This is a genomic window from Nostoc linckia z4, from assembly GCF_002608075.1.
Lineage (GTDB): Bacteria > Cyanobacteriota > Cyanobacteriia > Cyanobacteriales > Nostocaceae > Nostoc > Nostoc linckia.
Genome location: NZ_LAHA01000015.1, coordinates 70,550 through 80,850 on the forward strand (window position 1 = coordinate 70,550; position 10,301 = coordinate 80,850).

Annotated in this window: 15 protein-coding genes; 9 read left to right on the forward strand and 6 right to left on the reverse strand. The window is 40.5% G+C overall.

Features of this window, described 5'->3' with window-relative positions; translation table 11 throughout:
• Positions 1-35: 35 nt before the first annotated feature.
• From VF06_RS15055 to VF06_RS15075, 5 genes are read right to left on the reverse strand one after another with little or no spacing between them, the layout of a single operon-like run.
• Positions 36-704 (reverse strand): hypothetical protein, encoded by a 669-nt coding sequence (locus tag VF06_RS15055; RefSeq protein WP_099066616.1) that lies wholly within the window; start codon positions 702-704, stop codon positions 36-38.
• Positions 701-1,264: a hypothetical protein gene (locus tag VF06_RS15060; RefSeq protein ID WP_099066617.1), complete on the reverse strand. Its 564-nt coding sequence runs from the start codon at positions 1,262-1,264 to the stop codon at positions 701-703. The genes VF06_RS15055 and VF06_RS15060 overlap by 4 nt, the downstream gene beginning before the upstream one ends.
• 1 nt (position 1,265) lies before the next feature.
• Positions 1,266-1,628: a hypothetical protein gene (locus VF06_RS15065; protein ID WP_099066618.1), complete on the reverse strand. Its 363-nt coding sequence runs from the start codon at positions 1,626-1,628 to the stop codon at positions 1,266-1,268.
• Positions 1,629-1,630: 2 nt separating this feature from the next.
• Positions 1,631-2,197: a hypothetical protein gene (locus VF06_RS15070; protein ID WP_099066619.1), complete on the reverse strand. Its 567-nt coding sequence runs from the start codon at positions 2,195-2,197 to the stop codon at positions 1,631-1,633.
• A 1-nt stretch (position 2,198) separates the two neighbouring features.
• Positions 2,199-2,783, reverse strand: a complete 585-nt coding sequence (locus tag VF06_RS15075; RefSeq protein WP_099066620.1) for a hypothetical protein — start codon at positions 2,781-2,783, stop codon at positions 2,199-2,201.
• A 23-nt stretch (positions 2,784-2,806) separates the two neighbouring features.
• Between VF06_RS15075 and VF06_RS15080 the strand changes: the two genes are divergently transcribed.
• Complete coding sequence (locus VF06_RS15080) at positions 2,807-3,238, forward strand: phage virion morphogenesis protein (protein ID WP_099066621.1); 432 nt, start codon at positions 2,807-2,809, stop codon at positions 3,236-3,238.
• On the opposite strand, the gene VF06_RS15085 is transcribed toward VF06_RS15080, so the two are convergent.
• On the reverse strand, positions 3,215-3,523 hold the full coding sequence (locus VF06_RS15085) for a helix-turn-helix domain-containing protein (protein ID WP_099066622.1): 309 nt from the start codon (positions 3,521-3,523) through the stop codon (positions 3,215-3,217). The two genes, VF06_RS15080 and VF06_RS15085, sit on opposite strands and share 24 nt — an antisense overlap.
• A gap of 116 nt (positions 3,524-3,639) precedes the next feature.
• Here VF06_RS15085 and VF06_RS15090 point away from each other — a divergent pair, with 116 nt between their 5' ends.
• The 8 genes from VF06_RS15090 to VF06_RS15130 all read left to right on the forward strand — a co-directional run bounded on the left by VF06_RS15090 (position 3,640) and on the right by VF06_RS15130 (position 10,297).
• Complete coding sequence (locus VF06_RS15090) at positions 3,640-5,010, forward strand: DUF2213 domain-containing protein (protein ID WP_099066623.1); 1,371 nt, start codon at positions 3,640-3,642, stop codon at positions 5,008-5,010.
• Between the two features lie 53 nt (positions 5,011-5,063).
• A complete protein-coding gene (locus VF06_RS15095; RefSeq protein WP_099066624.1) occupies positions 5,064-5,930 on the forward strand; it encodes a structural cement protein Gp24 in 867 nt (288 codons plus the stop codon).
• Positions 5,931-5,947: 17 nt separating this feature from the next.
• Positions 5,948-6,874: a major capsid family protein gene (locus VF06_RS15100; RefSeq protein WP_099066625.1), complete on the forward strand. Its 927-nt coding sequence runs from the start codon at positions 5,948-5,950 to the stop codon at positions 6,872-6,874.
• Between the two features lie 86 nt (positions 6,875-6,960).
• Positions 6,961-7,479: a hypothetical protein gene (locus VF06_RS15105; RefSeq protein ID WP_099066626.1), complete on the forward strand. Its 519-nt coding sequence runs from the start codon at positions 6,961-6,963 to the stop codon at positions 7,477-7,479.
• Positions 7,480-7,496: 17 nt separating this feature from the next.
• Positions 7,497-7,895 (forward strand): DUF4054 domain-containing protein, encoded by a 399-nt coding sequence (locus VF06_RS15110; RefSeq protein WP_099066627.1) that lies wholly within the window; start codon positions 7,497-7,499, stop codon positions 7,893-7,895.
• A complete protein-coding gene (locus tag VF06_RS15115; protein ID WP_099073008.1) occupies positions 7,892-8,287 on the forward strand; it encodes a hypothetical protein in 396 nt (131 codons plus the stop codon). Before VF06_RS15110 ends, VF06_RS15115 begins: the two co-directional genes overlap by 4 nt.
• Positions 8,288-8,532: 245 nt before the next feature.
• Complete coding sequence (locus tag VF06_RS39185) at positions 8,533-9,207, forward strand: hypothetical protein (RefSeq protein WP_100793636.1); 675 nt, start codon at positions 8,533-8,535, stop codon at positions 9,205-9,207.
• Positions 9,200-10,297, forward strand: a complete 1,098-nt coding sequence (locus VF06_RS15130; protein ID WP_099066485.1) for a hypothetical protein — start codon at positions 9,200-9,202, stop codon at positions 10,295-10,297. The genes VF06_RS39185 and VF06_RS15130 overlap by 8 nt, the downstream gene beginning before the upstream one ends.
• Positions 10,298-10,301: the final 4 nt, after the last annotated feature.

Below are 10,301 nucleotides of genomic sequence, written 5' to 3' on the forward strand. Positions count from 1 at the left end.
CCTTCGTACTTCTGCCTTCCTTGATAACAATCATGTTACTTCTGCCCTCTGCCTTCTGCCTTCTCTTCAGGTAGTAACTTCAAGGCTTCAAGTCGCATAGTTTCTAATCTATTTACAGACTGCTTCCCTTCTTTAATGGCCATATCCATAAGTATTGGATATCCACTATCTATGGATTCCAATACTTCTTCCCTGGTCGCCTGCCTCCCTTCCCTAAACCACTCCACTTTCAATGGATTTCCAATTTTAAAAACTACTCCATTTCCTGCATTAATAACTTTGTAGGATTTAGTTATCCAAAGACAAGTTACTCCTGGCTGCCTTGCGATCGCAATTCCACCAGGCTCTTTTATATTATCGGGCAAATGCGTTTCTCTCCTGACTTCTTGCTTCTGAGCTAAAAAAGGGCAAGCTTTGATTGACCACTCAGCACATTCAGTATGTGAAGGAGGTTCTGAAATTGTTCTGTTGATTGCACACATTGGCCCAATTGGGAAGGCTAAATGACTTCCTAATCTTTCTCCACAAATCCAGCATCGCTTCAAATTGACAGCCCTCTTTAACTTTGCCCCATCCATAATCCTAAAATCATATTTCCCGTTAACTTCAGCAACAAACCAAGGCACAGGAAACCCATTTTGTACTGGTAGAGATAATATCCTCTGGGGAAATGGGTGGGGTAAATCAGTTTTATATTTGTTCATGGTTTAGCTAATCTGTATTCAACCATTGCCACGGGATTACTGATATTTGGTGGCGTCCCAATTTGAATTAAATTTAATTGGTATCTACCATTATGAGCGTAAATCTGATTTATTTCTGCTCCACTTTTACGTATATCTCCGGTGGTTTCTCCATTGTTACCTGATTGCACATTTAGCATTTGCACTACAGATCCACTGGATTTAAAATTCAATCTCCAGTAATTGCTGGAAGATAAATTCCCTGTTGTGCTGAATCCTATGTTTAATTTTGTTAAATATAAATGGTTTGTGTTTCCAGTAGAAAAAGAAACATCACTGCTATTATTATTTAATAAGCCAATAATAGTGCCTAAAAGAGATATTGTTTGCCCTGTATATAAATCTACTGTAGTGCGAAATTTTTCTCTGCTTATCCAGCTATTACCACTCCATTCCCATTGAGAAATTCTACCATTGGCGTCAGGTTCATCCCAGTAATCACCAGGGTTTGGCGAGGAATTTGGCGTCAAAGAACAAGAGTACGCTTTTCCCGCCAACGTAGTGCTTGCAGATCTTTGCATTTTACTCTTCCAATAGAATCATCGTGCCATTTTCAGCAAAGGTGAATTGCATATAAGTATTTGTGGCGATCGCTTTCCATGCATTTACTTCACCAGATGTTGGAGCAATCGCTAATCCCGCAATAACTCCGTCCCAAAAAGATTTGAATAAATTATAAGTCGGATGCATCCCGCTAGCATAATCAAGCACCGCAGATTCCAATCGGGTGACTGCGAGTATTTGGGTAGTTTGTGAAGTAATTCTTTGATAACCAGCATCAGATAAAAATCCAATTTTAGCTCCAGTCCAATTTGGAAGAATTGGGAAATTATCAATTTCTTGCACTTCAATTAAAACACCGTTTTCGTAAGTTTCAATATTCATAGTTAACCAGCTCTGAGCCAAAATAATGGGGCAAGATTCCCTGTGATGAATGAAAGATTATCTATTGGCGCAACACTAGGCATTGCTCCATAGGTAAATCCTGATTGCCTTATTGATGCAGTGGCGCTTGTACTTGTAGGAGTTGCCTGTCCCAGTAAATAATTGTTTCCTAAAAAAGTTATTCCATTGTAAAGATTTGGTGGAACTGGCGTTGCGCCAGCGTACCAATACCAGTCAAGGAGTGAAGCGCTAAAAGAAATGATTGCTTCTTTAATGCCTGAAGTTGCTGCAATTATTTCTCCCGTGTCTACCAATAAATTTCCAGGCACACCGTTTTTATTAGTATAGATGCCAAATCTCGCTGCACCATTGGCAACAGTACCAGCGCAGGAAATAGCGAAGCGATCGAAAATGACGTTTTTGTCAATTCTGAATGGAGTATAAGTAAGACTGTTTACAGTAAGTACACCAGTGGAGCTGCTGTCTGTGTAAATAAGGGGAGTATTTTGATAATATCTCCCAGATACATAGCCCGGATGGCTTGGCGTCCATATCAGGTTCCTTTGCATATTAAGTCCAGTACTGAATTAGTACGATTGTTCCGGCAGTGGAACTAGCAAAATACAATGTGCCAGTAAAAGTTGCACTTCCAAAATCCTGCATCTCTTCAACATTAGAATCCAAGGTGTAATAAGGCAAAGTTGGACTTGCGACTTTGTTTATCACATTGGAAAAACGCAAACTTCCTCCACCAGATAGCACTTTAAATGCGTATTTTTTTACTGAAGTGAAGGTAAAAGAATATTCAGTATTGGCAGCAATAATTTGGACGTGGCTAAATGTAGGGGCGATCGCCGTGACAATTGATGATTGCACATCAACCGGAATCCTGCCGCTAATCAAAGCAGGTATCCTTTGAGTAAGGAATAGATAAATTGCTGATAGGAAGCCAAACAAGCCCACGCCACCGCTTGGCATACTTGCGCCGGTGACGGGAGTATCACCAAGACGATCGCGTATCTCGCCTAATCTTGTAATCTCGGCTTGCTGATTAGTAGCAGAAGCATCTCCACCGCTTCCACCCCCTCCAAATTGATTAATTATTTGTCCCGATTCATCGACTATATGACTTCTCGGAAATGATGTTCCTGGCATAAAATGGTTTTATTTTAGATATAATGTCAGACCCAATATTTTCAATTAAATACTCCGACAAACAAGTCAGCGATCGCTTCTCTCGTCTTATGGAACAAACTGGCAATCTCCGACCTGCTTTGCAAGAGATTGGTGAATATATGCTTTACTCCACAGACCAACACTTTGTCACCGAAACTGACCCCCAAGGCATTCCCTGGAAACCTCTTACACCGTTCACTCTTAGAGAAAAACGAGCTAAAGGTCGGATTCTCAAAATTCTTCAAAGCACTGGGTTGATGCGATCGCGCATCAACTACCAAGTCAGCGATAACCAGTGCGTTGTGGGTGTTAACGACGAAAAAGCTAAAAAGCATCAGTTAGGAATAGGTGTTGATAAACGAGAATTTTTAGGTGTTAGTACTGATGATAAACAAGAAATCGTTAGCATTTTAGACGATTATATCCAATCGTAATCTAATTTCTTCTATGTTCGTATTTCTGATTTCTAAATATTTATCTTCAATTGCCAAATCGTCGGTGCTAGTACCAAAGATATCGGCAATAGCTTTGAGTAGCGCGTACTCAGTACGGTTTTTACCGGATTCGATTTTTGATAATGATTCATTGCAAATGCCAAGATAATAGGCAAATTCTAATTGAGTCATAGGTATTTCCTTTCTCACTTCTTTTACGTTTTTTCCAATAATTCTGTAAACCTCTAAATTCTGCAACAAAGGCATTCCTGTTAGTTGTGGCATTTTGACTCCTTATTATTAACCATTTAAATTATATTTTGCCATTTCAGCAAATAGGAAAACATAATTTTGCTGAAACAGCAAAAATTTTAAAATTTTAATAATAGAAATTACGATCTATGCAGTCCAACAAAATCATTGGTCGTAAAGTGGCGATTAGATTTGATGCCGGAACAGCAACTAAAAAACATGAATTTACGCCGGAAGGATATCTCCGCGCCGAAGCAACTTTTGCTAGAGACGGTGTTTTGCAATATCTTACCTCCGACGGTAAAATTCGCCGGGAACTAAGGACTCCTGAGGCAAATAAGCAAGCTTTAACAAGTTTTGGGCTAAAACCCATTTCTTTCGAGCATCCCCGTGAGTTAATCAATTCTGAAAACGCCAAACAATATTCTGTTGGATTAAGTGATTCCACAGTTGTTTATGAAGATGGTTTTGTAAAGGGGGTAATTACAGTCCTTGATAGCGAAGCTGTAAAAAGCATTAAGGATAAAGAAACTGTACAAATTTCGGCTGGATATAAATGCAATATCATTCCTAAGCCTGGAGTTTGGAAAGGGCAGCATTATGATGCCATCCAAACAGATTTAGAAATTAATCATATTGCAATTACTAAAAAAGGTAGAGCAGGTGAGGAAGTTGCAATTCATTTGGATAGCAACTTACAAAATGAAGATGTCGCTTTTGAAATTCAACAATCTAAAAAAGCTATGGCTAGAGTAACTATTGATAGTGTTAGTTATGATGAAATTCCAGAAATTTTTGCTTCTGTAGTGGGAACAAAAATTAGTGAATATGAAAAAACAAAATTAAAACTTGATGGTATTGAAGCTGAAATTATTACTTTAAGAAATCAATTAAAAGAAGCAGAAGAAGAACGCGATCGCGCTTTAGGTCGTGCCGATGGATATGAGGAAATTGTCAATTCTGCAATTCCCATACTTGAAGAAAACGGATATAGCTGGAATTCCGATTCAGCAGAATTCATAACTGATTCCAAAAAGGCTAAAAAACCCATGCCGGAAGCAGAATGGAACGAAGGTGAACCTGAAGATGAGGATGAAGACGAACCTGAAGATGAAGAGGAAGCGATGCCTTCCTCTAAACGTAAAACTAAAAAAACTGATTCGGTTGCTCAAATTGTTTCTACTCTTAGAAAAGCTGAGTTATTGTTAGGCGATAGTTTTGATGATTCAAAGTTTGATTCTGACGATTTAGACGCAGATTCAATTAGACGCTCTACTTTACAAGAGCTATTACCTGACCAAGATTTAAGTGGCTATCATCCTGGATGGATTGAGGGACTTTTTGATGCTATGCATTTACAGAGTTTTTCAGATGAGGAAGAAGAACCACACGTAGATAGCACGCTTCAAGACATGATTAAAATTGCAAGAATTCCAAATTCAACAACTGCAATTAGTCAAAATGAACGCTCTCAATCGTTAGCTAATGCTTGGCAAGAACCTTTGTCTTTGAGTAGGTAAGGGGGTAATTCGTAATTCGTAATTCGTAATTCGTAATTATTTAGGAGTAAAAAGTGACATTTTCATCTAATACACCTATTACTGGGCAAACTAACTTTGACCGCTACATGCCCCCGGCGCTACCGGGGATGTTGTCGGGGTTTGGTAGCTGCACTATCTTGCCACACATCAATAGCGTGGCAGCTTTCGATACAGTGACGATTACACCTCCTGCTACTGTAGATAACTCGAAAGAGTACAAGGTCATTGTTAATGGTAGAACCGTTAGCTTCACCACTGACGCCAACGCGACAACTGCGGAATTAGGGGCCGGATTATATGCAGCAATCCAGCAAGACCCAGTTGTATATGGATTAGTCGATGTTGCCTTAAATACTGGCACTTCTGTTATTACTTTGACTGCCCGGACTGTAGACCTTCCTCTTACTGTTGCGACCAACAGTGCCGATACAACCAACGACATTGCGATCGCTAAAACAGTCAGCACTTCAAGCAACGCAATCATTCCCTTTGGTAGGTTTGTCGGGCGTAAATCAACTTATACCCGCGACACCTTAGAAGGGGTAAGCCAAGCCACCTTGATTGACGCTACCTCTGGATACGAAGTTTTAGGTGTCACTCTTTCATCCCAAGCTACCCAAAAAGTCGGGCGATTTTCTGCTGCTAAAGATGGCTACGCTTTTGACACAGTGATGAATGTTTTAAAAAACATTGGCACTTATAAAGGCGTTTGGGTGGAATCAGTTGATGCTGATTTAGCAATTGGGGATACACCGTATATTGCAGTCGCATCTGGTAATGAAGGCAAAATTACCAAAACTTCTAGTGGAAATTTAGCAGCTGGTAGCAATATCAAAATTATCTCTGCGGCTCAACAATCCTTTGGTAAAAATATCGCCTTAATCGAAATTAAACTTTAATTTAGGAATTAAAATAAATGCCTATTTCATCGCAAATTCGCTTGGATGCCCCCACGGTCGGGGCATTTGAGCAACAACTGGAACTTAAAGAAACAGAAGTAATGAAGCGGATGCTGCCGGAATATAAGGCAGCTTCAGGAAAGTTATTTCAAATAGAAGAAATTAATGCACCTTGGGCACAAACTACTAGTTTTACTAGCATTGATGGTGTTGGTACTTTTGAATTAGATACTGGAGACACTACTAATCTACCTTATGTAGATATGGTGGGCGACGAGTACTATCAACGCACATTTAGATATCGTTCTGGTTACTATTTTGATGAAGATGAAATAGCAGCGACGCTTCATCGTGGCATACCAATTGAGGATCAAAAAGTCAGTCTTGTTCAACAGGCCTACACTGAAACCATGAACAAGTTGTTACTGGTTGGTGATAAAAAAACTGGTAATCCAGGTTTCATTAATCATCCAGCTTGGTTGCGTTCCATTGCACCTTACAAATTAGATGGCAGTGTTACCTCTGCAAACTCCATATTGGCTACCCTAAATGCTGGCGTCCAGGGCATGAAAAACGCCACCAATAAGGTGATGGCTCCCGACACCTTACTCCTAGCCGAGCGCCGCTACGACTTTTTAATGTCCCAGCTACGCCTCAACGACTTCCAAGAAAAAAGTGTACTGAAGTTTTTCTTAGAGAATAATCCCAGCATCAAGAACATCGAACCTCTAGCAGAACTCGAACAAGCAGGCCCCAACGGTGAAGATTTAGCCATCTTCTACAAACGCGACCCCAACTGCTTCAAAGCCAGAATCACTGACGCTTTCCGTCCCCGCCCACTACAAAACGTCGGCCCGTTTAAGGTTTATCGCGCTTACTCTTTCAAGTTTGCAGGATTAGTTGTTTATCGTCGTTACAGCTGTCACGTAATGATTGGAATATAGTTAATTCGTAATTCGTAAGTCGTAATTCGTAATTGCAATACCCGATGCCCGATACCGAATAACCAATAACCAATGACCAATGACCAATGACCAATGACCAATACCTAATACCCATGTCTTATACCTCCGTTATTTACAGTCCCGAATTTGAAAAAGCCACTGGTCTACCTTTCGGTGTGAAAGGCGATCGCATTTTCTACTATCAAATTGAGCGTCCCAAACCTTTAAAAGGGGAAAAGGAAAGGGTAGAACTAGAGTCGATTACTCTAAGAAAAGGTACAAATTTCATTGATACCGATGCTTGGGAAGCGGTCAGTAAGCATCCATCTAACGAGGATGAATTAGCTAGGCTGATTAAAATAAGAGCAATTACTATCTACACCCCAGACGACCCCGAACTGTGTGGCAAGGATACTACTGATTTTGCTGATGAAACAATCGTCCAAGAATTGGTTGAAAATAGCAAGGACTTAGAATGGTTGGGTCTTTGTTTGAACGTAGACCGTCGTTTGAATGTGCGGAAATTAATCAGCGATCGCATTAGGGAACTCAAAGAAGAAATCTCTGCCCAACGGCAACGAGTTGCAGCAAGCTCATTTTCGTAATTCGTAATTCGTAATTTATGAGTGTAGTAAGCGCTGATGATTTTTTGGCTAAAGGATTTCACAGGTTCGCTACTATCGACCCTGCTAACATCCAAATTTGGTTAGATACTGCCACCCTATCTTACGTCCCGGCATCGTTTTGGGGTGTGCATCGAATCACGGGTATTATGCTGTGTGCAGCGCATTTTTTGGAAATGGAATGGTTTCAAACTGCTGAAACTGCTGGGTCTGCTACCGCGATCGCAGCAGGAAATGGCGGACGTTCTCCATCTGCTCAACAAGACGACTTCCAATTAACCACATGGGGTAGGAGATTCACTTTTTTACGCAAAGGTCTACTCGATGGCACTATCTCACCACTTGCCGATAAATCTTTCAATGGCACTCCCAAATTTGGTATTGGGTTTCCTTTATGAGCGACTTTATCTCCCAAATGATTGGGTTGCGCGACTCGCTCCCAGTAGTAGCGACAGCTTTTGGTATCAGCAGCCTCAAAAGATTTTACATCCATCGACGAGAAAATAATGGATTGGTAGTTGAAGAAGTTATCCCAACTCCAGTTATTGAGGAAATCACATTAGAACTGAAAAATGTTGAGGATTTAAACAGTCTAAAAGGTGCATCTAAAGTATTTGAAGTAAAAGGAGTCAGTAAAACATATCAACGCATTGAATTAGAGTCAGAATTTGTAGATTTTGAAATAGAAGGGGGTATTCAATGCCAATTAATTGATATTAAAGAAAATACTTTAACTTGGGATTTAAGAGTCGAACAGAAACTAGGAGAACAGCAAATTTATGGATACTGAAAAAGGCAGAGGGCAGAAGGCAGAAGGCAGAGGGCAGAGGGCAGAGGGCAGAAGGCAGAGGGCAGAGGGCAGAAAGCAGAAGGCAGAAGGCAGAGGGCAGAGGGCAGAAAGCAGAAGTGAAGAATGCACAAATACGATTAGTTCTGGACACCAAGCAGAAAATAAACCTTCTGCCCTCTGCCCTCTAACTTCTGCCTTTCTTATTGATGACTCTCACTTAAAAGGCAATATTTTCTCAAATGTAAATGCTAGCACTAACCAGGGTCAAAACTTATCTAGAAGTTCGCCAGGATATCAACAATCTAAGGCTGAAGTGCAGCAACAAATCAAAACAATGCGGAAACGCCTGCATCCCAAAAATTCATAAATGCCGCTTAACTTCTGAACAACTAAATGCTGTCGTCGAACGAATAGAAAATCAAATTAAAGATAATCCTACAGAACAAGCGATCGCAGTTAACCCAGCTACAGGTAGAGTAATAGTTTCTAAAGGAGGAAATTCAACAAGCGTTTATTTATCTTCTCAAGATTTACGACAAATGAGGGGAGCTATCGTTACCCATAATCACCCGAATCTAGGTTGGTCTAAGAATGACGCTAGGAGTAAAGGACTTAGCTTTTCAGCTTCAGATGTTGAAGTTGCCTGCAAAGCAAATATGGCAGAGATTAGAGCAGTGTCTAGTGGCTATCGGCACTCCCTAAAACCTCCTCCTTCTGGATGGAATGAAAACTTTTGGCGATCACAGGTTAGTCCGACTTATAAAAAATATGAAAAGCAAGTTTATGGAGAGTATTTAACACAGATTCTTACAGGTAGGAAAAAAGTAGACCAAGCAGAAGCAGACTATCATCACGAAGTAATTAAAAGAACTGCCAGTCAATTAGGAATGAATTATTCAAGAAAGGAGTTGTATGGTTAACACAATTGAAGAAAGAAACTTAGAAATAGCAAATATTTTTATACAAGAATTTGATGCACCCGTGCAAATATTAACTGCTTATCAAGACGATGAAGGCGTAATTTACGGTAATTTATTAAGTTCTGGAGATTTTTATACTTATGCTTTTGACGAAGAAAGCATAGGTGTTGTACACCACGAACAAGAAACTGAAGAATTAAACGAATATGCCGAAGGATTACTTGCAGGTTATGGCGTAAAAACAGATAGTGACTCTCCTATCGAATACACTTTTGGAATGCTTAGAATTGACGCTCAAGTTAGGTGTAATAAAGGGGGTACGCCATGCGGAAAAGTATGCCTTCCTAAAGGTTCTGTTTGCCGTAAGTATGGTAGTGGTGGTGGAGGTGGGGGCAAGCTTAAAAGTGGCGGTGGCGCTGCTCTTGGTGCTGGGATTGCGGGTGGGGTAGCCCTTGCTGGCACTGCTGGCGCTGCTGGTACTTTAGCCTATATAAATCGTAAAAATTTAGCAACTGGTGGTAAAGCGGTTGCTGGCAGATTAAAACGGGCAGGACAAGAAGGTTACAGCGAATTAAAAACAGGTTTGTCTGGAGCTAAAATGAGCCTCAAGGCAGGATTTGAAGCTGCTAAAGAACTCGATAAAAATATCGCCTCTGCGGAAAAACAAGTCCCCGAAAAAGAAAAATCAAAAGCTCGGATGACGCGCAGAGTAATAACAAATACTACAGCAGCAGGAGGTGTTGGAGGTGCTATAGGCTCTACATCTGCTGGAGTTGAAAATGCAGCGAGAGCGGTCGGTAGAAATTTAAAAGCCGCAGGGGAAGACATAAAAACAACCGCTAAAAACAGTGCAAATACAACTGCAAGGGCAGCAAAAAATGTCAAAGAAACATTTTTTGGTAAAAAAACCAATACTAATTCCCAACAAGCTACACCGATAGACCCTCAACCAATAAAGCCGCCTACAGCATCTAAAGAACCCAAACGTCAACAAGTAACTGTTATTCCAGTTCCCCAACCCAAATTGCCCCAAGGCGAATCTTCAAAACCATCCCAAAAAAAACCCGGTAGACCCCGTAAAAATAAATAATATT

What these genes read in the sequence shown, in the direction of transcription:
- VF06_RS15055 (WP_099066616.1), bottom strand. Translation starts at nt 704, where the DNA reads ATGAACAAATATAAAACTGATTTACCCCACCCATTTCCCCAGAGGATA.
- VF06_RS15060 (WP_099066617.1), bottom strand. Translation starts at nt 1,264, where the DNA reads ATGCAAAGATCTGCAAGCACTACGTTGGCGGGAAAAGCGTACTCTTGT.
- VF06_RS15065 (WP_099066618.1), bottom strand. Translation starts at nt 1,628, where the DNA reads ATGAATATTGAAACTTACGAAAACGGTGTTTTAATTGAAGTGCAAGAA.
- VF06_RS15070 (WP_099066619.1), bottom strand. Translation starts at nt 2,197, where the DNA reads ATGCAAAGGAACCTGATATGGACGCCAAGCCATCCGGGCTATGTATCT.
- VF06_RS15075 (WP_099066620.1), bottom strand. Translation starts at nt 2,783, where the DNA reads ATGCCAGGAACATCATTTCCGAGAAGTCATATAGTCGATGAATCGGGA.
- VF06_RS15080 (WP_099066621.1), top strand. Translation starts at nt 2,807, where the DNA reads ATGTCAGACCCAATATTTTCAATTAAATACTCCGACAAACAAGTCAGC.
- VF06_RS15085 (WP_099066622.1), bottom strand. Translation starts at nt 3,523, where the DNA reads ATGCCACAACTAACAGGAATGCCTTTGTTGCAGAATTTAGAGGTTTAC.
- VF06_RS15090 (WP_099066623.1), top strand. Translation starts at nt 3,640, where the DNA reads ATGCAGTCCAACAAAATCATTGGTCGTAAAGTGGCGATTAGATTTGAT.
- VF06_RS15100 (WP_099066625.1), top strand. Translation starts at nt 5,948, where the DNA reads ATGCCTATTTCATCGCAAATTCGCTTGGATGCCCCCACGGTCGGGGCA.
- VF06_RS15105 (WP_099066626.1), top strand. Translation starts at nt 6,961, where the DNA reads ATGACCAATGACCAATACCTAATACCCATGTCTTATACCTCCGTTATT.
- VF06_RS15110 (WP_099066627.1), top strand. Translation starts at nt 7,497, where the DNA reads ATGAGTGTAGTAAGCGCTGATGATTTTTTGGCTAAAGGATTTCACAGG.
- VF06_RS15115 (WP_099073008.1), top strand. Translation starts at nt 7,892, where the DNA reads ATGAGCGACTTTATCTCCCAAATGATTGGGTTGCGCGACTCGCTCCCA.
- VF06_RS39185 (WP_100793636.1), top strand. Translation starts at nt 8,533, where the DNA reads ATGCTAGCACTAACCAGGGTCAAAACTTATCTAGAAGTTCGCCAGGAT.
- VF06_RS15130 (WP_099066485.1), top strand. Translation starts at nt 9,200, where the DNA reads ATGGTTAACACAATTGAAGAAAGAAACTTAGAAATAGCAAATATTTTT.